A 25,094-nucleotide genomic window follows, 5' to 3' on the forward strand; every position below is an offset into this window, starting at 1 on the left:
AATCCAATATAGTAAATTTAATTAATTTCATTTAAATGCGATGAAGAGGACAAGTAGATATGGAAACGCCGTTCAGAGAACTGCCGGTTGCTGCGAGGCAGCGGATATCCTTATCAAAAATCGCCTCTGAGCAGGCCTCCGAACTAATAGTAGACGGGCCCGGGATTCTGCCGTTACCAAGAAGCATCGTTGTTGGGCGATGGCGAGTGGGTGTATTCATTCATACACCAATCAGGGTGGTAACGCGGAGATGACTCCGTCCCTTATGGGACGGAGTCTTTTTTGTGTTATAGGGTCAACCGAGGAGGAATTAAGATGCTGCAACAATTGGATTCGAACGATCGAGTACTCAGTCAGAAAATGTTTTTAGCCAATGAAGTTCAATACAATCTCTTTCATCGTATTTGCGAATCAAGAAACTCTAGATGCCTAAAAACAACGGATGAACAGATGATCTTTGCCCAATCAGAAGGCCAGAACGCTTGGCTATGGATTTCCAAAGAACTCTCAGAAGATAAAAAGCACAAAGTTTGCCAAGAACTCGTAAGGTTACTCAGCGGAACGGCATTGCCAGGTGTATCTGGAGATCCAGCGATGGTAGAACACTTTGCACAGGTGTATTCCGAGACAAATGATATTCAATACTTTTCTCATATGATCATGGAATCCTATTCTTGTTCAAAAGTAAAAAAACCACACAACGTACGCGGGACAATGCATCAAGCGAAGAAACATAATGTGGAGACCGTAGCAGCGTTTTTGGCTGGATTTTCAGAAGAAGCTTACGGGCTTTCAGTTGATCCGGATAGTCAGATTCCAGCAGCTGAGGAAATGATCAAGGCAGGGAATTTATATCTCTGGTATATAGATAGGCATCCTGTTTCAATGGCTAACATTGCACATCGTTCTCCCAGACATGCAAGAATTAACGCAGTCTACACTCCATCCGTCTTCCGTAAGAGAGGATTTGCAAGTGCAGTGGTGACTGAAATATGTTCGGTCCTTGAATCAGAGGGCTTACAGCCGATGTTGTATGCTGATTTGAAAAACCCAGATTCAAATAGGGTGTATCAGAACATAGGTTTTCAAGAAAAAGGAAAAGTTGTTGACATCAAATTCAAGTAGGATATTTTTGTGTTCCATACTATAGCAAGGAGGAAATTGCCATGGGAGAAGCGATTTACTTAATCACAGGTGTTATGGCTTCTGGAAAGTCAACGGTAGCCGAGCTGCTGGCTTCCAAACTGGTAAAGGGTGTTCATCTGCGTGGCGATGTCTTCCGTCGCATGATTGTAACAGGACGTGAAGAAATGTCCGCTGAACCATCCGCTGAAGCAGTTCGTCAATTATATTTGCGTTACCGGTTAGCCGTAAATGCCGCAAAGACCTATTATGAAAATGGTTTTTCTGTTGTATTGCAAGACAACTACTATGGAGCGGAGCTATCCTACATGATGGAGCAGTTAAAAGAGTACCCGGTTCAGTTAGTTGTCCTGTGTCCCAATGTAGACGCAATTAATGAGCGTGAGCAATTAAGAGGAAAAGTCGGGTACACTGGTTTTACGGTAGAACATTTGTATTCAGAGTTTATAAGGCAAACGCCAAAAATCGGGTTTTGGCTGGACAGTTCGGAGCAGTCACCAGAGCAATCGGTGGAAGATATTTTACTGCACTTTGGAAAAAAGGAGGAAGACTGACAAGATGAAAAGGTGGCCTAAAGACACCATTGCGGCGGGTCGTCGACATACCGTAGGTCTCATATCGGACGGCACGGTGAGGGCCGTCGGTGATAATAATTATGGTCAGTGTGATGTAAGCGGCTGGTGCGATATGGTGGCGGTTGCAGCTGGCAATGTACATATGGCGACAAACACAGGTAATGCTCATACCATTGGTCTTACATCTGACAGAACGGTAGCGGCTGTGGGTTGGAATAAGCATGGCCAATGCAATGTGAACGACTGGTGCGATATTGTTGCGGTAGCGGCGGGTTGGCGTCGTACCGTCGGACTGAAGTCAGATGGCACAGTAGTTGCTGTGGGTCGGAACAATGAACGTCAATGTGATGTAAGCGGCTGGCGTGATATGGTTGCGGTAGCGGCGGGTGACTGGCATACCGTCGGGCTTAATGCAGATGGAATAACGGCGAGTGTAGGGAATAATCAGTATGGCCAATGCAATGTAGGCGACTGGTGTGAGATAGTGTCGATCGCGGCGGGTTACCTTCATACGGTCGGTCTACAATTGGACGGATCGGTGCTTGCCGTGGGTGGGAATAAACATAGCCAATGCGATGTAGGCGACTGGCGCGGTATTGTAGCGATTGCAGCGGGTAGTCATCATACCATCGGGCTTAAATCGGACGGAACGGTAGCGGCTGTTGGTGGCAATAAGTATGGCCAATGCAATGTAAGTGGCTGGCACGATATTGTGGCGGTGGCCGCGGGTTGCGCTCATACGCTCGGTCTTAAATCAGACGGAACAATGGTTGCTGTGGGTGATAATGAATATGGCCAATGCAATGTAAGTGGCTGGCGCGGCATTCAACTGCCTGTGAATTAGTTATATCGTATGCGTTAATCAGATTGGTCCATCCGAACGATTTGTACGATAAATTTTCTCAACAAAATGTGACCAAATGCCGACCTTAGGAGTGTTAGAGGGGATATATAACATCTGACTTAACAAGATGGATAAACTCGATGTAAACTTAAGAAGAACCCAATCTACTGAATGAGGAGAACATATCGATGCCTATTCAATTAAACAGTAAGCTCTGTGAAAGCTTCAATATTCGTTATCCAATCGTTCTTGCGGGAATGGCGGGTATTGCAAGCATGATACCACTAGTCACTGCAGTTTCTAATGCAGGTGGGTTAGGTACTCTTGGCGCTGCGTATATGAGTCCTGAAGAACTAAGAAATGCTATACACGAGATCAAGAAACGGACTCACGCACCGTTTGCCATAAATATTTTTGCTCATGTTGGACCGGATCAATATATGAATTTTGATGCGGTAAACAGAGAGTTGATTCCAATTCGAGAGTCTTTGGGTGTGGAGCAGCGTACGGAAGACGAAATACGTACACCGAATCATTTTGACGAACAGTTTGGCATGTTGTTGGAAGAAAAAGTTCCCATTATTAGTACAACTTTTGGATTACTTTCTGATCGTCATATGGAGAAGGCCAAAACGTTAGGAATTAAAGTCATTAGTAAGGTCACAACGGTAGAGGAAGCTGTTCAAGCGGAGAAACGCGGATGTGACGTGATTGTTGCACAAGGCAGTGAAGCAGGAGGGCATCGAGGAACTTTTGATGTATCATCTCAGCCCAGTGGAGCAAATATCGGAACCATGGCACTTGTCCCGCAAATTGTAGATCACGTCCATATTCCTGTTCTTGCTGCTGGCGGAATTATGGATGGCAGAGGGCTCGTGGCTTCACTCGCTTTGGGAGCACAAGGTGTACAAATGGGGACACGTTTTTTGACATCAGCTGAGTCTGGCGCACATGATGTATATAAACGTGCGTTACTTGAGAGCACGGAGGAAAGCACCGTAATTACTAATGCATTTTCTGGACGACCAGCGCGTGGAATAAAGAACGACTTTATACAACATTGGGAAGAATCCCGAATCAAGCCGCTAACATTCCCTACCCAAAATACATTAACACGAGAGATTCGAAATGCTTCTGCGCGACAAAATAATCCGGAATATATGGCTCTCTGGGCAGGTCAGGGGACGAGAATGTTAACAGATAACCAATCTGCAGGCGATATCATTAATCAAATCGTAGAAGAGGCCAGAACAATCATTCAGTGACTTCCAATGCTGTCCTTTGGTTTTAAATGACCATACCCTCAATAATTATTCCACGTTAACGTTGGAAAGGGATGCAGATTCAATAACTTTTGAGAAGTAAAGTATAAGGAATCGACTTAAGTGTTCATCTTCAGGAACGAAAAAAACTTTGATCCTTCAAAGAACGAAGGTTCAAAGTCTGTCCGGTAGCATAACACGAATGAAATGTTAAAAAAGGCCGTGTCAATTTTATTTCACATTTACAGCATATCGATTGCGAAGAACAGACAGATGGTGCAGCTCATGTCCAACCAAAACATAGGCGATGGATCGAGCCGAAGCAGGGTTATCACTAACGCTCCCTCTGCAAAGCCAAGCCTCCGGCGTGAGGCGACGGAGCATGAGAATGGTCGAACGGCGTGTGACCGTATATTCTTCGTTTAAATCGGCCACGGTGTACGCATCGAAGGGATGGTTTTGCATAAGCACGTCCTGATCGTAGCCAGGATGATTCGCTTTGTCCCCTCTGGCGATGCGAAGCAGGCGGCTGCTCATGATGCGTTCGTTATCCATAAGATGGCCAATGACCTCCTTCACGCTCCATTTGCCTTCGGCGTAACGATAATTTGCTTGCTCTTCTGTCATTGTGGAAAGCAACGTTTGTACGATGTTGGACTGGTGCTCCATCAGTTCAATGATGTTCCCTTCGGGAACAAGTTGGATGTACCTTTCATAAAAAGCTGCATATTCCTCTGAAGTTGGTCTTTCAACCATGTCAATGCCTCCTCTGGTATTCATAGCTTGGAATTATATTGTAGCATAGGTGGATCTTGGAGGAAGCAAAAAGAATTGAAGCCTTGCTTGCTGAAATGTAAATGGCTCTCCGTATTTTGGGTGGAAGGGCCATTTCATGTGAAATGTTTGTTCCATTTTCAAACCGTACGTCATATCCCCTTTTTTTGGACAAACTTCTTCAAAACCGAAAAATCCTCAGTCACTTTTTTGAACGGCAACGTTTCAAGCACCTGTTCCCGGTAATTTTTTTTAGCCGAGGCGCTGAGGCGGGAGTCAAGGATGCTGAGTACGCCAAGGTCTGTTTCACTGCGAATTAAACGTCCGGTTCCTTGCCGTAACCGGAGAAGCATGTCCGGTACAAACACCTCCATAAACGGATTCTCCGTTACAGCTGCCTTATATTCATAAATAGGATCCGACGGAACAGGAAAGGGCAGACGGAAAACAATGACTTGCGACAGATCGGGACCCTCGATATTCACGCCTTCCCAGAATACACCAGTACTCAGGAGCACGCCTTTACTTTCCCGGAATTCGGCGATCACACCGTCCTGGGAAGATCCCTCTTTTTGAACATGAACAGCCCATGTATAGTCACTAGTCCCGGAAATCAATTTCTTATGAATGAACTTCATGTCATCCTTCGCTGAAAAAAGGACGATAGTTCTTCCTTGTGTTAAATTACAGAGTTGAACCATTTCTTGGTAGGCTGCTTCAAGATAAACTTCGCGCTGCTCATGATGGTAATGTGGAACCTTGCTGGAGATGTACATCATGGCATGGTTGGTATAGTCAAAAGGCGAGGATTTGCGATCCATAAAATCACCCTTATAACCGAGAGACTGCGTTAAATAAGAGTATTGTTCCTCCAGCGTATCCCCGCCTTGGCACAGGGTTGCCGAAGTTAGAATGACAGATGTCTTGCTGTTAAACAACGTGTGTTTTAGAAACTGGCTTATATCTTTGGGACAGATGCTGATCGTGACTGCTCGCAGGGAATTGCTTGCCCACAAGAGATAGTTGTCTTCTATTCCGGCCAATACATTTAAGAGGGTAATAAGTCCGTTTATTGCTTCAAAAGTGTCATCGATCTCTCGCTCATGGCGGGATGTCAAAATGGAAAGTCGAAGACTGAGATCTTTCAAATCGTTCGCAACTTGGCTTAATGGGATTCCTTTGATCTCTGAAACTTTTATACGGTCGCTATCCTGCTTGGCATGGTGGAGCAGATCCGCATTTATTTGTGTAAAGATACCTTCAATGCTTCTTTTTATAAACTTGGATTGTGAGAGGAGACGCTTATCTCCGGACTGCTTCGTGAGAAGCTGCTCTGTGGTATCCAGAATGCGGAAAATCCCCCGAAAAGTGAACTCGAGCGTTCTTGCGTCTCGAACTTTTGCTTCCAGATTATGCGCTTCATCAATGACGATCAGAGCCGGCCGTTCCGAGATGATGCTCCTGGTTCCTTCTTTTTTCTTCATCAAATCCCGTATGAGTAGATCCTGATTCACGATAATAAAATCAATCTCGTGAGCCTTTGCATTCAATTTCGCTCTCATATCGTAAAACAAGCATGCATTTTTATGAGGGCAACGTTCAAATGTGCAATCATTCACGGACACATTGGACCATTCGGCATCACTAATTCCACCTTTAATATCTGCTCTTTCATCAATTTCATAATCTAACACGCGCTGGGCAAGGGCAGACAGTGAGGAGTTCGGATCATCAGGCCTGGACAATTCCGCTGCTCTGCTTCGGCAGGCATACTGGCCCATTCCTTTTCCCACGACGGAGCGAACCGTTGTGAAACCGAGCCGGCTACCAATGACCCTTAAATCTTTATGTATCTGTTCCGAAAGCTGAATGGAGGATGTTGCAATAATGATTGGTTGCTGTGACTTCTGATTAATGAGCAGACTGGGAATGAGATATCCAAAAGACTTGCCGATTCCCACCCCAGCTTCAATCATGGCGTTACGTCCGTTAATATAGGCATCCGTTATATCCAAAGACATATCCTGCTGTCCTATCCGTTCTCGAAGGCCAATCCGGGGAAACCGGTCATAAACCCGAAAGATGGCTTCAACCAAGGAGCGTTCGAGGTCCTTTTTCGGGTCACGCTGCTGTGATTTATAGAGTTCATTTAACCAATTCATGACGATCACCTCACTTTATGGATATTTTTAGTGAAACTATAATTATCTTTAAAGCTGCGATATCAGTCAAGTGTTCGGTTACAAGCGCAACAAAAATGTTGATGCCTGATATTAGGCAGGCAGGTCACAACATTTACGCACAAGGAATCAGACAATCTTCCATAGATAATCTGGACTTCTTCGTGAAAAATGGGATAGGAAGGTAGGTCTTATCATTTTCGATGCGCTCACCATGAAAGCGGTTGATTAAATCACGCAAATAACCATCGGTGTCTCGATTGGATAATTATGACATTGACATCTACAGCTATTTTCAAAATAATAGAGTGTAATTGAATACTGGTACCTTTAATTCAGTCCAGAGAGGCTGGCAAGGGCAGCGGATTATTATAATCACGCGTGAATCAGGGCATATCCCGTCAGGGATGCTCTGCGTCTTCGCGCGGATTATGATGCAAAAAGAGGCTACTTGTCAGTGTAAAACTTGACGAGTAGCCTCTTTTTTCTGCTTTTTTGGTATCAGGACACTTTAAGTTGGAGGTATTCTGATGAGCACACAAGATCAAGAGTTTTCATGGCAGGAAGTGCCAAAAACGCAGAGAAACCATTTTTGGAAGACGTTGTCCGTGATGTTGGGATTCACTTTTTTCTCGGCAAGCATGCTGGCCGGAGGAACGCTTGGCGTCAGCTTAACGTTCATGGAGTTCATTGGCATTGTGCTTGCGGGTAACTTGGTGCTGGGGATCTATACTGGAGCACTGGCACATATCGCGGCGAAAACAGGCTTGTCCACACACTTGCTGGCCAAATATGCCTTCGGTGAGAAAGGTTCGTATCTGCCTTCGTTCCTGCTCGGCTTTACGCAGGTCGGATGGTTCGGTGTCGGCGTAGCCATGTTCGCGATTCCAGTCGCCAAAGCGATGGATTGGAACGTGTACATGTTAATCATCGTGTTTGGTCTTGCCATGACGGCATCAGCCATTTTCGGTATGAAGTCACTTGTCATTTTAGGTTATATCGCGGTTCCGGCCATTGCCATTCTCGGGGGTTACTCCATGTTCGAAGGAGCAGGATCGCTGGGCGGTCTGCAAGGATTGCTCGATTACACGCCAGCACAGTCGCTTACTGCAGCAGCGGCACTAACCATTTGTATCGGATCATTTATCAGCGGCGGAACGTTAACGCCTGACTTTGCCCGGTTTTCCCGTACGTCACGCCAGGCCGTTACCGCAACAGTCATTGCATTCTTCCTGGGTAACTCGCTCATGTTCCTGTTCGGTGCAGTTGGCGCGATGGCGTATAATCTGGCAGATATCTCAGAAGTCATGTTCCTGCAAGGTTTGCTCATTCCCGCGATCATCGTTCTTGGACTGAATATCTGGACAACGAACGATAATGCCCTTTATGCTTCCGGACTGGGTTTTGCCAATATCACTAAAATTTCAAAAAAATTCTTCGTCATCGTCAACGGCATCGTGGGTACCATCTTTGCTATGTGGATGTACAACAACTTCGTTGGTTTCCTGAATGTGTTGGGTGCAGCGATACCGTCCATTGGGGCCATCATCATTGCAGACTATTTCTTCGTGAAGCGCAGAAACTATAAACCATTTGCCGATATGAATTTCAAGACGGTAAACTGGGTAGCGATGGTGGCTTGGGCCATCGGCGTGGCATTCGCCCAGCTGGCCCCAGGTGTAACACCATTAAATGCACTAATCGGTACGGCGGTGGCCTACATCGTGTTGATGCTGATCCTTCCTATGAAAGAATCCAACAAAGAAAAGGGGAAAATGAATGATTATACAGAACGCAAAATTGCGGGGTAAAGAAGGTCTGTGGAATATTGTCGTGAAGGACGGGAAGTTCGAACAAATTACACAGGAGCAGCAAGCAACTGCAAGTGAGGAAGTACTTGATGTCAATGGTTCACTTGTACTGCCGCCGTTCATTGAGCCTCACATCCATCTAGACACAACGTTAACGGCTGGCGAACCGGAATGGAATCTGAGCGGTACGCTGTTCGAAGGTATCCAGCGCTGGTCGGAACGCAAGGCATTCCTAACACATGAAGACGTTAAAACACGATCCAAAACGGCACTCAAATGGCAAATGGCCCAGGGAATCCAGCATGTACGAACACATGTGGACGTTACGGATCCTAGCTTGACGGCGGTCAAAGCGATGCTTGAAGTAAAAGAAGAAATGGCTCCCTACATCGACATTCAGCTTGTGGCTTTTCCGCAGGAAGGCATTCATTCCTATCCGAACGGTGCAGAATTGCTGGAGGAATCGCTGAAAATGGGGGTTGACGTGGTCGGCGGCATTCCGCACTTTGAATTCACGAGAGAATACGGTGTCGATTCAATGAAGGTCGCGTTTGACCTCGCCGAAAAATACAACCGTCTCATTGACATTCATTGCGATGAAATCGATGACGAGCAGTCGCGCTTCGTGGAAGTCGTTGCGAAGGAAGCCTACGAACGCGGACTGGGCTCCCGTACGACGGCAAGTCACACGACGGCGATGGGGTCATACAATGACGCATATACGTACAAATTATTCAGATTGCTGAAGATGGCTGACCTGAATTTTGTCTCCAATCCGCTGGTGAATATTCACCTGCAGGGACGCTTCGATACGTATCCGAAAAGAAGAGGGCTGACTCGCGTCAAAGAGCTGCAGGAAGCTGGTCTCAACGTGTGCTTTGGTCATGATGATATCTTCGATCCATGGTATCCGCTAGGCACTGGTAACATGCTTCAGGTGCTGCACATGGGCATCCATGCTTCGCAGCTTCTCGGTTACGATCAGATTGTGAATTCGGTTGATCTCATTACGAAGAACAGCGCAAGAACGTTGCACATCGAGGATGTATACGGCATTGAAGAAGGAAAGCCTGCCAACTTCATCGTTCTTGAAGCAGAGAACGAATATGAGGCTGTTCGCAAACAGGCTGGTGTACTCTACTCGTATAGAGCTGGCCGCAAAATTGCAGAAACGAAGCCGCGGGACACGTCCATCATTTTGGAGAGTGGTACAGAGAAGGTTACTTTCAATAAATAATGAAGAAATATAACCCATTAAAAGTCGCTATTTTAGCGGCTTTTTTTATTTTAGAAGATGAGGTGGAAATAGAGGGAAATCAAATGGAGGACATGGTACAAACTGGGATGGCTTCGAATCAAGTACTGGAGTTCGCGACAGAGTTATAGTTGAAATTTTGGAAAGATTTAACGTATATTTAGGATTGATCTTTATGCTATAGACAGAGGTGATTAATTGAGCACATCAAAAAAGCGCTTCCAAATAATTGATGGACTGCGCGGATTCAGTCTAGCCGGTATCGTGCTGGCGAATATGCTGGCTTTCCAATACGGAATGTTCGGCCAGAGTAAACCCCAACTATTCGGGATAGCTGGTGTAAACCAGGCATTTCTCTCGTTTCTGCAGATCACTGTGGTAGGTAGTTTTATGCCGATCTTTGCATTCATGTTCGGCTTCGGTATGATCAAACTGTCAGAAAGCCTTCAATCGCGAGATTTACGACCAAAGTGTCATCTTGCTCGACGTTTTCTATTACTGTTTGGTATCGGATTGCTGCACATAACCTATCTTTGGGAAGGGGACATCCTATCCTTTTACGGTGTACTCGGTTTCTTTCTGCTGATGTTCCTGAATCGAAAGCCAAAAACGCTGCTCATTTGGGCAGTACTGCTACTTGTCGGAGCAGGGCTGCTTGGTTTGCCGGCATCCAATCCGATGAATCCGCTATCTATTGAATCCACTCATATGGATAACTACATCATTCAAAGTCAGGATGTATACGGTAATGGCAACTACGAGGAGATCAGGGATTTCAGCAATAACGGCGATCCATTCGGTGGGGATTTGGATGTGTCATTTGCCTTGTTGGCCCTGGTATTAGCCCCGCTAATGACGGTACCGATGTTTCTGCTTGGTATGCACGCTGCCAGAATTGGCACGTTTAGCGATCCTCAGGCAATGAGACATATGTATTTACGTCGTGCCTCGTTGTTGATTCCAGTTGGTTTGATACTCAAAGCTTACAGTGTATTGGCGCCACAATTTGGTGCGGAAGGTTGGCCCGGAATCGGAATCGGCGGGACGCTCGGGGGAATGTTGCTTGCACTCGGATACATTTACGCATTTGCACTGTTATACGCAGGAAGACGCCGTTCTAGCCTGATGCGCAGGTTTGAGGCGGTCGGCCGTCTCTCACTGACGAATTACCTGATGCAGAGTGTCATCTGTACGACTATTTTTTATGGTTACGGTCTGGGTCTGTTTGGGCGTGCTGGTGTATTCATTGGAGCAATTATTGCACTTGCTGTCTATGGTACTCAATTATGGCTCAGTCCGTTATATCTTAAGAAATTTAGCAGTGGACCAGTCGAGTACCTCCTTCGGATCTGGACATATCTGTCTTGGAAAGGACAGCCAAGACAGAAGAACAGATCGAACACGAAGTTGCAAGATAGTGCTCCTAGAGTGCACTGAGCATACAACGTTGCTTCAAACCCTGGAATAAGACGCCTCAGACTCGTTAACGCTCGCTTCATGCTATGTTTCAACCGCGAGCTGAGAGGACAACCCCTAATCCATCTCGGAGCGAAGCTTATTATTGAAAGAGAGAAAACCGCTTGTATGGCATCTCGACATCTTGTCCGCACGTGAACCACACATTTGCACATTCAGAATGCAGCGAGTCTAATACATAAGCTAACTATTATAGTGCGGGCAGCGTTAAGGTATACAAAATGAAAGATGCAGCGTATACATCCGACTGTTTCCACCCGGACTTGAAAGGATCGTTATTGTGCTAAAAATAATTAATTTTCTTCTATTATTGCTGATCATTTGGGTAGCAATCCTGTATCCTTTTCGTTTTGCTTGGTTTGAAGGCTTAAAACAGATTCCTGAAGATCTTCATGGTGTTTATTTACTTTTCTTGTTCTTTGGATATCTTATATGCTCATCTGGTATGGGACTTATTGTTGGAAAGATGTGTTTTAAACGAAAAGAACAGTAAACGTTAGAGGAAACCTTTCGTATTCAGCTAGGAAGGCAATGGTTGTAACTTAGTGAGCGCATCAGACTAGCTGAAGTTGGAGGGAGGGGCAGAGGTCCTTTTCAGAGTTGCCTCTCAAATTCGGAAAACTTGAAAAGCTCGACAATACTCCCTCTTCCAAATGTTGCATCTTCTTATACTGCATTTATGAGACGAGTGCCCTTACAATGCAGCTACGACGGCATTTTTTAATTTGAATACGCCTTCCTGTAATTGAACATCTGACAAATGTGCAAATGATAAATAGATACCATACTTCGTACCTTCAGACGTTGAACTGCTGACCTCTGAGTATACAACCCCTTCCGATCTAGCCGCTGCCCGAAAGACTTCAAAAGTGGTCGCATCACCTCGCCACCAGCCAAACACGTGCAGACCCGCTTCATTTTCCACCCAATCAAACCATGTTGAGAGTTGCTGGTTCAAAAGTTTGAGTAACAGATGGAATTTGCGACTGTATAAACGATTCATCCTACGCAGATGACGCTCATATTGGCCGCTTGTCATAAATGCAGCTAATGCCCGCTGCTCGATTAGATTGACGGGTCTTGGCTCGTATAATGCCTGTGCTTTTCTAAAGGTATCTGCCAAAGTGGGGGGGAGAACCACATAACCAAGCCGTACTTCTAAAGGCAATGTTTTCGTGAAGCTGCCGAGATAGATTACGCGTCCCGCTTTATCCAATGTTTTTAGCGGTTCAACATGCATTCCACGATATCGGAATTCACTATCATAATCATCCTCGACAATCATGGCATCCTGACGATGTGCCCAGTCCAGCAAAGTTTGTCTACGTTCAAGGCTGAGCATTTCGCCGGTAGGAAATTGTCGTGATGGCGTGACAAACAACATACGTGCTTCCCAGTTCTGGGGAACAACTCCCTGACCATCTAGATTGGCTTCAATCAACTGTGCACCCGCAGCCAAAATCGCTTGAGAAATCCCGACATAACAAGGACTTTCCGTTACTACACGATCCCCTGGATCTGCAAGTAATTGAGTGAGTAGAGCGATAGCTTGCATAGAGCCTGCAGTCACTGCAATATGATCTGCATCGACTTGAATCCCTCGCATCCGCCGAAGATAGGCAGCAATGGCTTCTCGCAATTTCGGCTCCCCAGTTGAACTAACAAGAGCGGTGGTTGTTTCTATGTGATGCTCGCGATTCCGTATCTCTGCATACAATCGATTGTTCCATTCATCGTAAGGGAATTTGGAAAAATCAGGCTGGTATTTGCTAAAGTCAATTACTTCGTCACGCTCTATTCTGGAATCACTTGTTTGTGCATTTGTTTGTGAATTCCTTTGAGTTGTCTGCTGTTCAAACTGCTGAATACGATTCCCCCAGGCTGATAAGTGATGAGCGTAAGCTTTCACGGTGGATGCATCATTGCTTAAATCCAACTGATAAGCAACAAAGGTTCCTCTTCCATGCTCTGATTGAATGTAACCTTGAGCAGTCAACGTATCGTATACCTGATTTACTGTGCCTCGGGAAATGTGATACGTCGCAGCTAACTCTCTCGTAGATGGTAACTTTTCGCCATACACCAGATTACCTTCATGAATAGCGTCACGAATCGCATGATAGAGAGCCTTCATCTTGGTATATTTTCGGTTCAAATATGAACTGTAAGCTACATGAAATTGCATATGCCCTCCAGAAGTTAATTTAGAAGTGGTACAATAAAAACCGAAAATATTGGATCTTTTTAGTTGTCCATTTTCATTTTATACTAATTCATAGGATGAAGTGAAACAATAAATTTAATTAGGGGGAATACAATCATGCAAACAGGTACAGATCGTGTAAAAAGAGGAATGGCTGAGATGCAAAAGGGCGGCGTCATTATGGACGTCATGAATGCAGAACAAGCTAAAATTGCTGAGGCGGCAGGTGCAACAGCTGTTATGGCTCTTGAACGGGTACCTTCCGATATTCGCGCAGCCGGCGGTGTAGCTCGTATGGCAGATCCAACCATCGTTGAAGAGGTTATGAAGGTTGTATCTATTCCAGTTATGGCCAAAGCACGTATCGGTCATTACATAGAAGCCAAAGTGCTTGAATCCCTAGGTGTGGACTATCTCGATGAAAGTGAAGTTCTTACACCTGCAGATGAAGTGTTCCATATTGATAAACATGAGTTTACTGTACCATTTGTATGTGGAGCCAAAGATTTGGGAGAGGCTCTTCGCCGTATTGGTGAGGGTGCATCGATGATTCGTACAAAAGGTGAGCCTGGAACGGGCAACATTGTTGAGGCAGTTCGTCATATGCGTCTGATTAACAGCCAGCTCCGTAAAGTGCAAAACATGTCCAAAGACGAGCTGTACGCTGAAGCAAAAAATTTGGGTGTAGCTTATGAATTGCTGCGCGAAGTTCATGAAAATGGAAAACTTCCTGTCGTTAACTTTGCAGCAGGCGGTGTAGCTACTCCGGCGGACGCAGCATTAATGATGCACCTGGGAGCAGACGGTGTGTTTGTAGGATCGGGTATCTTCAAATCCGATAGCCCTGAGAAATTCGCTCGTGCAATCGTTGAAGCTACAACACATTACACAGATTACAAACTGATTGCCGAAGTATCCAAAAACTTGGGTGCCCCTATGAAAGGGATCGAAATTTCTAAATTAGCTCCAGAAGAGCGCATGTCCAACCGCGGATGGTAAGAATGAACGAACAGAACAGCGGTTTTAAAGTAGTGTTACGATTCTACACAGCGCTGTAAATGAGCATTAAGATTGAATAGAGTATAAATAGATATTAGACAAAGCCGATCAGTGGAGCAAATTGATCGGCTTTGTTGTTTGTTATTTTTGACAATAATGAATTGAAATGCAATATATGTGGAAAACAGAGAAGAGAGGGAAGCTGAACATGGTTTATGGACAGTATAAGCTTAATCTCTCTTGTATACCGTTTAGGATTTCTTCCGGAATCTCCTTGACCTTGATATCTTCACCTAGAAAAAGCAACCAATTAGTGATTTCGGTTAATTCTTCTAAATGATAAACATTGATACATGTCTTTATAATCGCTGTGGTTTGGTAAGGATTTGTATAAGCAAGTGAACAGTTTAAAGGATGGTATTTTTTGAACTGAGCAATCGCCTTTGGGCCAAGTTCAAGGACAAGGTTGATTACCTCTTCCTGCTTGCTTAGTTGTTCTAAAATCTTTTTCTTACTTACCCTTTTTTTCTTTGGGTATGGTTCTATTTGTGTGAGATTGTCGACGGATATAATCCGTCTCTTCTCTTCTTCTAAGTCAAAGCCTCCAATTAGCCATAGACATTTCTCACGATACAGGTGCAAAAGATAAATGGGATAAGACTTTATTTCTCGCTCTTCTTTGACAGTAACCATTAAATAATTCTCTAAGAGAAGAATCTGAATGAGTTTTTCCAACATAGGGTGGGGCAGGTCTGACAGATCAAGCAAATCGGGATTATGAGGGTTAGTCCCTTCAAAGAGCAATATTTGATTTAACAGGACCAGGTCATCCTGCTGATTTTCTGAGATGAGGCCCAATAATTTTTCTGTTAAAGACTGACGACTCTTCAGATAAGGGAGTTGTTGATTTCTGGTGGCCATAAAGGCGATAAACAGAGCTTTGATTTCATTATCGGTAAACCGGACAGTGGGCAGGATAGAGTTATTCATGACAGAATAACCCCCGTCTCTCCCGACTTCAGCGACTAGCGGCATGCCCATGCCTTCAATTTCTTTAATATCACGAATAGCTGTCGAACGAGAAATGTTGAATTCTTGCATGATTTCAGAGATGGTAAAGTGGGCGCGGTTGTTGATATAGCGCATGATGATATTAATCCGTTCAACTTTTTTCATTGGGCCCCCTAAACAGTATCATATTTTGACATGATTTAAGGTTATTATAAACCCATCAAGTGAAAAGACAAATCCATTGATAAATTTAAAGAGGACGGTGTTCATGATGAGTAATTATAATTTTGAAGAAAAAGACAGCTTTATCGTTTTAGGAATTGGAACTGAGCTTAAGAGCCCCTACACAGACTTTGCTGGCATCAACAAAGAAAAGGCGGATTTTTGGTCGACTGTGAAACAAGATGGAAGCCTAGACACTTTAAAAGCTATAGCGACAAATGACTACATTTTTGCCGTGAACGAAGCGGTGAATAACAAGATGATGCATTATGCTGGCGTTATGACAGAAGCATCTCTGCCAGAAGCAACCCGAGTGATCCAATTCCCTAAGGGAGAATACCTGGTTGTTAAGGGTGAAGGGGAAACGGCTGAGGAGTTGAGTAATCACCTTACTGGCATTGCTTTTGGTCAAGTCCTGCCACAAGAAGAGAGCTATGCCTATGTTGGTGGGCCAAATGCAACGGTTGAGATGGGGCAGCGTAACGGCTTGGTATTTGGTGAAATGTGGATTCCGGTTGTTAGGAAATAACGAGAAGGAGGATGGGAATGTCGTATATCGTTGATTTTAAAAATGTCTCTACGGTTGGTTTGGAGTCTTCACCGGTAGCAGAGGCGCTTGCTGGTTTGCGTGCGAATGAAGCCCGTTATTTTATGAACAAATATAAACATGAATTTACGGTTGTATCAGCCAGCGAAAGTCAGGAGACCCTTGATTATGTAAAGCGAATTTTGAAAGAAGAACGTGATATTGAGTTTGCGGCCAAGCCTCTGCAAACGTCGTCTTTTCAAGTGGAAAATATTCAATTTTCCTATGTCTTTTATGAAGATGGTCTTGGTCTCAATGTCATGTATACAGTTGATGACCCTAAGAAGCGGGCTGTTGGTTTTAAGCTTTCTGAGGGGATGGAGGTACCAAAAGAGTTAGAAGGAAAGTTTAAGTTCGCCAGACAGAAATCTAAATTAGCTGGAACCATTAGGGGGTCGTTTTTTGTAATTAAAGGAGCGTATTAACGTAAACAAAAGTGTATGTGAAGGGGAATACCTATGAAGACATTAGGGTCAATGAATGTGGATGTTATAACGTTATTTGTGGAGGACTTGCTCAAGGTGAGGGCATTCTATCAAGACGTATTTGGATTGTCCGCTGTATATGAAGACGATGTTTCTGCGGTATTCAACTTCGGAAATATGAGTATCAATCTCCTGAATATTTCCGAAGCACACGGTCTGATCCATCCTGGAACAGTCGCAAGCCGAGAATCCGGATCTCGTTTTCAGTTTACCATCCGAGTGGAAGATGTGGATGCAGTGTGTAACGAATTGAAACCACATGGCGTTGCTCTGCTTAACGGTCCAGTAGACCGACCTTGGGGAGTACGTACGGCCGCCTTCACAGATCCGGCAGGACATGTCTGGGAGATTGCACAGCAATTAACTTAGAGATCATGTATGGACATTAACTTATATCCACAGCCAATTTAGATGATGTGTCTAATGTTGATTAATACGGATAAGGCGACAAGATTATACACGATTAAAAGCCGCATTGTTGCGGCTTTTTTGAGTTTTAACGCTATATGTCCTTGTCCAAATCGTAGTGACAAACACAGAAGTTAATTCAACAGAGTATTTTATTCGAAACACTACCTTGACAGTCATAGTAGTATATCGTATGATGCAGATGTGGAGGTGCTTACATGAGCGATAACAAAATCACATCCGACCTGCTGCGCGGCCATACCGACACAATGATTTTACGACTTTTATCCGAAGCTGACCGGTACGGCTATGAAATTGTCAAGCTGATTGGCCAGCGCTCGGGTGGAGAGTATGAATTAAAAGAAGCCACGATGTACTCCAGCGTACGTCGGCTTGAGGCCGACGGTGATATCGAGTGGTATTGGGGCGATGAATCTCAGGGCGGAAGGCGTAAATATTTTAGGATTACCGAAAAGGGCAAAGTGGCTTATGCCCGCAACAAAAGCAACTGGGAGTATGCAAAGCGTGTGCTTGAAAATTTATTATAAGGAGAGTTGATGTAATGAATGACAAATTGAACAACTATTTGAACGGCGTGTTCGCACCTTACGATGGGGTAAAAAGTGTTACCGAATTAAAGGCTGACCTGCTTTCCGATCTGCAGGAGCGGTTCCATGAACTTAAAGCCGAGGGCAAGGACGATGAAACTGCGTTTGAAATGACCATTGCAAGCATCGGCGACATTGAGCAAACGGTACAAGAGGTGGCTAACCTTTCCCGATCGCTGGAACGACAGGTGGTAACCAATTTAAGCGCGAGTAACCTGGTGAAGAGTGACTTTGCGGGTGTCATCGCGCATAAAGGGAAATTTGAAGGGAGTGCGTTACCGGGCTCTGACTTTACGGGTGCTGACTTGACTGGTAGCACATTTGCGAGCAGTGATGTCCGCGAAGCTATTTTTGACCAGGCCAATCTGACGGATTGCAACTTTTCCACCCTTGACCTATCGCATGCGAGCTTCCATAAGTCCATACTTGTACGAACCAATATCAGCAAATCGGGGCTGGACGGAGCAAAATTCAAAGATGTAAAACTGACTGACGTTAAGCTGACCATGAACGACCTCAGAAAAACCATCTTTGAAAACTGTATCTTTGATGGCGTGGAGTTCAAATCTTCCGATCTGGGAGGGGTGTGTTTTGACGGGCAAACCTTCATCGGCGTCAAGTTTGACAAATCGGCGCTAAACAACGTTTCGTTTAAGGACGCTACCCTCAAAAATGTGTCTTTCCCTGTGTCCGTTCTCTCCAAGAAGTATTACCGTGCCATCAAAACCATCTGCTTTGATGGCGCAATGATGGATAAACTGACCTATGCCGCCCTTAAAGGCATGGATGCCGATTTGTCAAAGGTTACCGTTATTTAAGGAGGGGAAAACATGCAAATCAAGTCGATTCAAGTGAGTGGGCTGCAAAAGTCCTACAAGCAGCTGCAAGTCCTAAAGGGCGTAGACTTCGAGGTGGATAAGGGAAGTATTTTTGCCCTGCTCGGCTCCAACGGGGCGGGCAAGACAACGGTTGTCAAAATTCTCACCACGCTGCTCAAACCAGACAGCGGAACTGTCACCGTAAACGGATTCGACGTTGCATCCAAGCCGGACAATGTGCGGCAGGAGATCAGTCTGACCGGGCAATTTGCCGCAGTGGATGAAATGCTGACCGGACGGGAAAATCTGATCATGATTGCCAAGCTGCGTTACCTCAAAAATCCGCGTCAGGTTGCAGACGATATGCTTACACGTTTTGGTCTGACAGAGGCTGCCGAGCGCAGGGCGTCTACGTATTCAGGGGGTATGCGCCGCAGGCTCGACATCGCCTTGAGTCTCGTGGGAAAACCACAGATCGTTTTCCTCGACGAGCCGACCACTGGGCTTGACCCCGAGTCACGCATCGAGGTTTGGAAGATTGTCCAGGAGCTTGCCGCCGGAGGTACGACGATATTTCTCACTACACAGTATTTGGAGGAGGCTGAGCAGCTTGCCGACCGAATTGCCATTCTGCACGAAGGCAGGATTATCGCGAATGGCACGCTCTCGGAGCTGAAAAAGCTGTTCCCACAAGCCAAGGTGGAGTATGTTGAAAAGCAGCCGTCATTAGAGGAGATATTCCTCGCAATCGTCGGTAAGAAGGAGGCCGTGTAAATGGAAGCCGTAAAGAAACACTTTTTTAGCGATATGGGTGTTATGCTCGGGCGCTCCATGCGCCATATTACCCGCAGTATGGACACCATCGTCACCGTCACCATCATGCCGATCGCAATGATGTTGCTGTTCGTCTATGTGTTAGGCGGCGCCATTCAAGCCGGAACGGATAACTATGTGAATTACCTGTTGCCCGGCATTCTGCTGATTGCGATTGCCAGCGGAGTATCCTACACGGCTTTCCGTCTGTTCACCGATGTGCAGCGGGGCATAATGGAGCGATTTCACACCATGCCGATTTCACGTTCCGCCGTTCTGTGGGGACATGTGCTGACCTCGCTGGTATCCAACGCCATTTCGGTCATTGTCATCATTCTCGTCGCGCTTGTTATGGGCTTTCGTTCATCGGCAGGGATTCTGCCATGGCTTGCGGTAGCCGGCATACTCTTGCTGTTTACGCTGGCATTGACTTGGGTCGCAGCAATCGCAGGTCTGTACGCTAAAACGGTGGATGGCGCAAGCGCCTTTTCCTATCCGATTATCTTCCTGCCATTTATCAGCTCGGCGTTTGTGCCGACCGAGTCGATGCCATTGGTTGTTCGCGCCTTTGCCGAAAACCAGCCGGTGACGGCGATCGTGGAAGCCATTCGTGCGCTATTGTCAGATCAGCCGGTTGGCAATGATATATGGATCGCTCTTGCGTGGTGTATTGGGATTTTGCTCGTAGCGTACTTTTTTGCAATGAGGGCGTACAAAAAGGGAATAAGAACTAACTAAGGAAGCATTTAAAAGAAAATGCCAGGCCGGGAGATATACTCGCAGGCTTGTGTTGAGGGGCAAAGAAACATTATCCCATTAAAAGTCGCTATTTTAGCGGCCTTTTTGTTTTATGAGGATACGTTTTTAGGGGTCCAGCATTTTAGGGTCTGAATAATGCATTTCATCCCATATTCGCTCCGAAACCTATGATAAAATAGTATATTCGAGAGTGAAATTCAGAGTCGATGTCAAAGAAGGGCGGATGTTCCCACATGTTCAATGTTGCAATCTGTGATGACGAGGAGAAACAAAGAGAACTTGTAAAAATGATGCTAATCTCCTTATCCCTAAAAACGAATATTGATTTCCAAATTACATTATTTGCATCCGGTGAGCAGCTCGTCTCTCATTATAAAAACGTGGGGGACACGTTTCATGTTCTGATCTTGGATGTAGAGATGAGTGGAATGAATGGAATCCAGACAGCCAAAGAAATCAGGAATATGAAGTATCTGGATGTACAAATCATGTTTCTGACCAGCTACCCCGAGTATATGGTGGAGAGCTTTGATGTAGTAACTTTTCAATATCTGATCAAACCAATCCTGCCGGATATCTTCGAGGAAAAAATGATTAAGCTGTGCCAATATTTTAAAGCGCTGGACAAAAAGTATGTACTGATTAAGTCAGATTATGAAGAACTTCTATTGAAATACGATGATATTCTCTGGATTGAAGTCATGAAAAGTTTGACGATCAAGAACAAATTAAAATTTGTGACTCAGGAGAATTCGCATGAGAGCAAAGGCATCCTTTCCAGTTATGCCACCGCCTTGAAAGACCATGGTTTCCTGCAGATTCATCGTTCAATTATCATCAACCTGCTGCATGTTCAGAAGTTTGCGGGTACCCAGGTCGTCATGTTAAATGGCACCGTGTTGCCTATAGGGCGTTCCAAAGTCAAAGAAGTCAAGGATGCCTACACCAAATTTATGATTATGAGGATTCAATGATATGGATACTTATATGATCTTGTCCGTCATCGGGATTCCCTTACTTATGGCATTCCAGGTGAGTTTTTATTTCGATTCAGTGCTAGGCAAGACTAAACGAAAACCATATAGAGCAATCTACTTCATTGTATTTGTCGTGCTGGGTTATTTCTATTTGGCATCTTCATTTTCACCCGTCGTTTCGTCCGCTTTTGCATTGTTATTCATCTTCAGCCTGGCACAATCCTATAAGGTGGAATTTATAATAAAACTTGTTTTTACTATCCTCTATGCAGTACTGCTCACAACGGTAAATTACATTGCCGTATATATTATGAGTGCGATCGACTCCACGGATTATAGCATATGGGATCATTTCGACGTGGAATATCATTGGGTGTTCTCCAAAGTGATGCTGCTTGGTTGCAGTATCATGTTCATTGTTATCCAGATTGTTCGTTTGATTGCCAAACGGAGAAGTTTCGCTATGCATTATCGTTATTATTTCTTGTTTCTGATCGTACCCACCATTACGATCTATCAGATCAATGTGGCCTCGACTTATAGTGAAAAAAACATATATTACGTCGTCTCCGTACTGGGCTCCCTTTTTCTCAATGTGTTCATTGTTTATATATTCGATAATATGGTAGAAAAGGTTCAGCTCGCGAATGAAAATGCCCAGTTGCAGCGTCAGATGGATTATCAGGATGCCAATTATGAGAAGACGGTGCACAGTTTTAAAAATGTGAAAAGCATTATTCACGATATCAATCAGCAGTTCCTATACATTGATGAATGCATTAAGCAAAACAAGCTGGATTCGGCAGGAGATCATATTAAACTCACATTGAATAAGATTGAAGGAGCATACCAGCGGGTGAACTCCGGCAATCTAGTCATCGATGCGCTTGTTACGAATACCATTGCTCTAGGGCAGGCAAACGGGATCAAAATTGATACCCGAATTCAGCTCCATTCACAACATGTCCTCATTGATCGATATGACCTGTGCGTTGTACTCGGTAACATGCTGGATAATGCCATCGAAGCTTCCAAGAAAGTAAGACATGCCGAAGACAGATATATCCTGATCGCGATTCATTCTACAGCGTCAGCTCTTGTCATCCAGATTCTGAATCATGTGGAGCAAAAACTGGCTCACTTAAAGACGGAGAAACCCAACCCGGAGTATCATGGGATCGGTCTGACCAATATATCGAGAATGTGCGAAAAGTATGGTGGACATATGAGTATTGAGAACCATCATCGAACATTCAATAACATGGTCGTGCTTCCTTTTGACATGAACAATCCCTGAACATACCGTTCAGGGATTGTTTTTTTCCGTTCACGGCTCATTATCGTTCTAAATGCCTCTTCCCGGATATGATGAATGCAATCATACAAGCAGCATCATAAGGAGGAAGTTATTAAATGAAAAAATTAATCAGTATGTTATGTACAGCTGTGCTTGTGATCACACCCATGACACATGCCATGGCAGAGTCGAACAAGGGCTCAACGATTGAAGATCAGGCCAACAAAATTGCCACAGAGATGGTGCAAAATTATGGGGTTACAGGACTCCAATATGCCATCAGGGATGAAGGGAAGATCATTTTGTCGGACAGTGTTGGATTTCATGACAAGGCATCCCAAAAACCAGTCGACAAGGACACGATGTTTGGCATAGGCTCGGTTAGCAAAATGGTTGTTACGGCTGCCACGATGATGCTGGTCGATTCCGGTAAAATAGATCTGGATCAGCCTCTTACTTCGTATATCAAAGACTTCGAAATGGCCGATGCCCGATATACTCAAATTACGCCGCGCATGCTGATGAACCATTCATCCGGGCTCTACGGCACACATTATGGGAACAGCATGTTGTTTGACGATAATGATACCCGCAATCATGATGAATTATTTCTCAAACTGAAGTCAGAAAAGCTTAAATCTAAACCGGGAGCCTATTCCGTTTATTGTAATGATGGCTTCCAGTTGCTTGAGATATTGGTTGAACGGGTGAGTGGATTAAGCTACAGCGAATATATTGCCAAGTTCATCAGCAATCCGTTACAGCTGGAAGCAACCAAGACCCCTCTTGATTCTTTTGATAGAAACCGACTATCAGAAACATATTGGCCTACGATTGAAACAAAACTCCCTATTGAAAATGCCAATATTATCGGTACAGGTGGTATCTATTCGACTGCAGAAGAATTGAGCCAATTCGCTGAAGTGTTGATGGGGAACAGACCCGACATTCTGTCCAAATCTTCGGCAGAGTCCATGCAAAATCATGAATATCGTCATGGAATCTGGGTGCCTGAAGAAAGAAATACCTTCAACTACGGTCTGGGTTGGGATGCTGTTGCACTTGCACCGTTCAGCGATTACGGCGTTACTGCACTTACCAAAGGTGGAGACACCATGCTGTATCATGCCTCGTTAATCACTATACCTGAACATGATATATCGATGGCGGTTCTTTCTTCTGGCGGATCTTCCATCTATAACCAGATGTTTGCCAGCAAAGTTCTGTTGGAGGTTCTGGAGGATCAGGGTATCATTGAGGAAATCAAACCCGATCAAACGTTCTCAGCACCCGTCAAAGTGAAAATGCCGGCAGAGTTGACTGCATATTCCGGCCTTTATGGCACGGTAGGTACAACGCTGAATATAGACATTAAAAATAGCGAGTTCAAACTGCCGGCTTTACAGGGAGGACTTATTCCGGAACAGAAATATGTGTACACAGGTGAAGGACAATTTACGAGTTCCGATGGAAGTGTGAAGGTCCGTTTTGAAAAAGAACGTAACGACAAGGTGTATGTTAATGTTCAAGCGAATATAACGTTACCCGGTTTAGGCCAAACGGTGATGAATACCTATGATTATCAAAAACTGGAACAAAATCCATTGGACGTAACAACGAAAGCGAAATGGGAAGCACGCAACGGCTCGAAATATTACGCGCTGGATGAAAAAATAACGTCGATCTTCTATCTGCTTCCTTCGATGCTGATCAAGAACCTGTCCGTCGATACGGAGAATGGATATACGAATGGCACAAAAGTCATTGATCCGAACAACGCAAAGAATGTGGTTGAGATTCCTGTTATGAATGGAAGAGATGCATTCGACTTGCAACTCCACACAAAGAATGGAGCTGAAGTTTTGATTCAGGATGGACAGGAGTACATCGCAGAGGATGCCATAACACCGATCTTTGGCGGCAAAACAGGAGTTACCACCATTCCGTCAAACGGGCAAGCCCGGTGGTATGCTATCGACTCCCGTTCCGCGAACAAATCGTTAACCGTTGATTCTCCGGAGAGCGGAGGGTATGCCGTGTATAACGATAAAGGTGAAGTGGTTCACTTTTCCGTAGCGACCCATCAACAATCGACGCAGCTTCCCAAAGGTGGTTATATCGTTTTTGGTGGTGAAGCCGGAGATAGCTTTAAAACCCACTTAAAGTAAATTGCTGCTTAACTATTTTAAACACAACTGACGCAGAAAAGTGAGCTTATTCCACTTTCGTTCATGCAAAAAAGAGCCCTTCCCTTCGTATTGAAGGGAGGGGCTTGTCGTGTTTTGAATATCTTGCCCTTTTTTATTCACAGCCTTGTCAAATTAATCGAAACTGAATAATCTATCACATACCACAAAAGAGGGGGAAGAAGCATGAGTGAAGTAGGAAATAGAAATGTAGGAGGACTTGGTGGAGGATACGGTAGTTTCACGTCCATCGGTGCAATTCTGGTTCTCTTTATTTTGTTGGTCATTATCTCCAAAGCTTTCTTAGTTTAATATTTAGCTTGCAATTTGGGAAAAGAACAATGTTCTCTTCCAAGCCGCTAATATAGCGGCTTTTTCCATTTCATCAAATATGATTTCACG

At 44.7% G+C, this 25,094-nt stretch carries 24 protein-coding genes and 1 other annotated feature; of the genes, 20 read left to right on the plus strand and 4 right to left on the minus strand.

Going from position 1 to position 25,094, the window contains the following annotated elements:
* Positions 1 to 31 precede the first annotated feature (31 nt).
* Positions 32 to 267: a binding site (T-box leader), on the plus strand.
* A gap of 48 nt (positions 268 to 315) precedes the next feature.
* The 4 genes from JNUCC31_RS31345 (at position 316) to JNUCC31_RS31360 (ending at position 3,827) form a co-directional block, all read left to right on the plus strand.
* Complete coding sequence (locus JNUCC31_RS31345) at positions 316 to 1,125, plus strand: GNAT family N-acetyltransferase (RefSeq protein WP_192267183.1); 810 nt, start codon at positions 316 to 318, stop codon at positions 1,123 to 1,125.
* 41 nt (positions 1,126 to 1,166) lie between these two features.
* The gene (locus tag JNUCC31_RS31350) at positions 1,167 to 1,697 is read left to right on the plus strand and encodes an AAA family ATPase (RefSeq protein WP_192267184.1); all 531 of its coding nucleotides are present in this window, start codon (positions 1,167 to 1,169) and stop codon (positions 1,695 to 1,697) included.
* A gap of 4 nt (positions 1,698 to 1,701) precedes the next feature.
* Positions 1,702 to 2,562 (plus strand): RCC1 domain-containing protein, encoded by an 861-nt coding sequence (locus JNUCC31_RS31355; protein ID WP_192267185.1) that lies wholly within the window; start codon positions 1,702 to 1,704, stop codon positions 2,560 to 2,562.
* Between the two features lie 188 nt (positions 2,563 to 2,750).
* Complete coding sequence (locus JNUCC31_RS31360; RefSeq protein WP_192267186.1) at positions 2,751 to 3,827, plus strand: NAD(P)H-dependent flavin oxidoreductase; 1,077 nt, start codon at positions 2,751 to 2,753, stop codon at positions 3,825 to 3,827.
* 228 nt (positions 3,828 to 4,055) lie between these two features.
* On the opposite strand, the gene JNUCC31_RS31365 is transcribed toward JNUCC31_RS31360, so the two are convergent.
* The gene (locus JNUCC31_RS31365) at positions 4,056 to 4,580 is read right to left on the minus strand and encodes a DinB family protein (protein WP_192267187.1); all 525 of its coding nucleotides are present in this window, start codon (positions 4,578 to 4,580) and stop codon (positions 4,056 to 4,058) included.
* Positions 4,581 to 4,750: 170 nt separating this feature from the next.
* Positions 4,751 to 6,760 carry an ATP-dependent DNA helicase gene (locus JNUCC31_RS31370; RefSeq protein ID WP_192267188.1) on the minus strand — a complete coding sequence of 670 codons (2,010 nt, stop codon included), beginning with the start codon at positions 6,758 to 6,760 and terminating at the stop codon, positions 4,751 to 4,753.
* Between the two features lie 548 nt (positions 6,761 to 7,308).
* Here JNUCC31_RS31370 and codB point away from each other — a divergent pair.
* The 4 genes from codB to JNUCC31_RS31385 all read left to right on the plus strand — a co-directional run bounded on the left by codB (position 7,309) and on the right by JNUCC31_RS31385 (position 11,281).
* Positions 7,309 to 8,589 carry a cytosine permease gene (gene codB, locus JNUCC31_RS31375; RefSeq protein WP_192267189.1) on the plus strand — a complete coding sequence of 427 codons (1,281 nt, stop codon included), beginning with the start codon at positions 7,309 to 7,311 and terminating at the stop codon, positions 8,587 to 8,589.
* Positions 8,558 to 9,826 (plus strand): cytosine deaminase, encoded by a 1,269-nt coding sequence (locus JNUCC31_RS31380; RefSeq protein ID WP_192267190.1) that lies wholly within the window; start codon positions 8,558 to 8,560, stop codon positions 9,824 to 9,826. The genes codB and JNUCC31_RS31380 overlap by 32 nt, the downstream gene beginning before the upstream one ends.
* On the plus strand, positions 9,826 to 9,975 hold the full coding sequence (locus JNUCC31_RS33665) for a hypothetical protein (protein ID WP_228469344.1): 150 nt from the start codon (positions 9,826 to 9,828) through the stop codon (positions 9,973 to 9,975). The genes JNUCC31_RS31380 and JNUCC31_RS33665 overlap by 1 nt, the downstream gene beginning before the upstream one ends.
* A gap of 67 nt (positions 9,976 to 10,042) precedes the next feature.
* Positions 10,043 to 11,281 (plus strand): DUF418 domain-containing protein, encoded by a 1,239-nt coding sequence (locus JNUCC31_RS31385; RefSeq protein WP_192267191.1) that lies wholly within the window; start codon positions 10,043 to 10,045, stop codon positions 11,279 to 11,281.
* Between the two features lie 733 nt (positions 11,282 to 12,014).
* Here JNUCC31_RS31385 and pdxR read toward each other — a convergent pair.
* Positions 12,015 to 13,475: a MocR-like pyridoxine biosynthesis transcription factor PdxR gene (pdxR, locus tag JNUCC31_RS31390; protein WP_228469345.1), complete on the minus strand. Its 1,461-nt coding sequence runs from the start codon at positions 13,473 to 13,475 to the stop codon at positions 12,015 to 12,017.
* 165 nt (positions 13,476 to 13,640) lie between these two features.
* Here pdxR and pdxS point away from each other — a divergent pair, with 165 nt between their 5' ends.
* Entirely contained in the window at positions 13,641 to 14,522 is an 882-nt protein-coding gene (gene pdxS / locus JNUCC31_RS31395; RefSeq protein ID WP_036671277.1) for a pyridoxal 5'-phosphate synthase lyase subunit PdxS, read from the plus strand.
* 213 nt (positions 14,523 to 14,735) lie between these two features.
* Here pdxS and JNUCC31_RS31400 read toward each other — a convergent pair whose 3' ends face one another.
* Positions 14,736 to 15,698 (minus strand): helix-turn-helix transcriptional regulator, encoded by a 963-nt coding sequence (locus tag JNUCC31_RS31400; RefSeq protein WP_192267193.1) that lies wholly within the window; start codon positions 15,696 to 15,698, stop codon positions 14,736 to 14,738.
* A 106-nt stretch (positions 15,699 to 15,804) separates the two neighbouring features.
* Here JNUCC31_RS31400 and JNUCC31_RS31405 point away from each other — a divergent pair, with 106 nt between their 5' ends.
* The 11 genes from JNUCC31_RS31405 to JNUCC31_RS33670 all read left to right on the plus strand — a co-directional run bounded on the left by JNUCC31_RS31405 (position 15,805) and on the right by JNUCC31_RS33670 (position 25,004).
* A complete protein-coding gene (locus tag JNUCC31_RS31405) occupies positions 15,805 to 16,284 on the plus strand; it encodes a GyrI-like domain-containing protein (RefSeq protein WP_192273505.1) in 480 nt (159 codons plus the stop codon).
* A 17-nt stretch (positions 16,285 to 16,301) separates the two neighbouring features.
* On the plus strand, positions 16,302 to 16,766 hold the full coding sequence (locus JNUCC31_RS31410; RefSeq protein ID WP_192267194.1) for a DUF8821 family protein: 465 nt from the start codon (positions 16,302 to 16,304) through the stop codon (positions 16,764 to 16,766).
* A gap of 33 nt (positions 16,767 to 16,799) precedes the next feature.
* A complete protein-coding gene (locus JNUCC31_RS31415) occupies positions 16,800 to 17,195 on the plus strand; it encodes a VOC family protein (RefSeq protein WP_192267195.1) in 396 nt (131 codons plus the stop codon).
* Between the two features lie 257 nt (positions 17,196 to 17,452).
* Positions 17,453 to 17,782, plus strand: a complete 330-nt coding sequence (locus tag JNUCC31_RS31420) for a PadR family transcriptional regulator (protein ID WP_192267196.1) — start codon at positions 17,453 to 17,455, stop codon at positions 17,780 to 17,782.
* 14 nt (positions 17,783 to 17,796) lie between these two features.
* Entirely contained in the window at positions 17,797 to 18,660 is an 864-nt protein-coding gene (locus JNUCC31_RS31425; RefSeq protein WP_192267197.1) for a pentapeptide repeat-containing protein, read from the plus strand.
* A 12-nt stretch (positions 18,661 to 18,672) separates the two neighbouring features.
* Positions 18,673 to 19,434, plus strand: a complete 762-nt coding sequence (locus tag JNUCC31_RS31430) for an ABC transporter ATP-binding protein (protein WP_192267198.1) — start codon at positions 18,673 to 18,675, stop codon at positions 19,432 to 19,434.
* Positions 19,435 to 20,211, plus strand: coding sequence for an ABC transporter permease (locus tag JNUCC31_RS31435; protein WP_192267199.1), 777 nt, complete (start codon positions 19,435 to 19,437; stop codon positions 20,209 to 20,211). It abuts the gene before it with no gap.
* A gap of 254 nt (positions 20,212 to 20,465) precedes the next feature.
* On the plus strand, positions 20,466 to 21,206 hold the full coding sequence (locus tag JNUCC31_RS31440) for a LytR/AlgR family response regulator transcription factor (protein ID WP_192267200.1): 741 nt from the start codon (positions 20,466 to 20,468) through the stop codon (positions 21,204 to 21,206).
* A gap of 1 nt (position 21,207) precedes the next feature.
* Positions 21,208 to 22,506: a GHKL domain-containing protein gene (locus tag JNUCC31_RS31445; RefSeq protein WP_192267201.1), complete on the plus strand. Its 1,299-nt coding sequence runs from the start codon at positions 21,208 to 21,210 to the stop codon at positions 22,504 to 22,506.
* Between the two features lie 116 nt (positions 22,507 to 22,622).
* The gene (locus tag JNUCC31_RS31450) at positions 22,623 to 24,674 is read left to right on the plus strand and encodes a serine hydrolase domain-containing protein (RefSeq protein WP_192267202.1); all 2,052 of its coding nucleotides are present in this window, start codon (positions 22,623 to 22,625) and stop codon (positions 24,672 to 24,674) included.
* A 204-nt stretch (positions 24,675 to 24,878) separates the two neighbouring features.
* Positions 24,879 to 25,004 carry a YjcZ family sporulation protein gene (locus JNUCC31_RS33670; RefSeq protein WP_228469346.1) on the plus strand — a complete coding sequence of 42 codons (126 nt, stop codon included), beginning with the start codon at positions 24,879 to 24,881 and terminating at the stop codon, positions 25,002 to 25,004.
* Positions 25,005 to 25,094 lie beyond the last annotated feature (90 nt).

The organism is Paenibacillus sp. JNUCC-31 (genome assembly GCF_014844075.1).
Taxonomy (GTDB): Bacteria; Bacillota; Bacilli; order Paenibacillales; family Paenibacillaceae; genus Paenibacillus.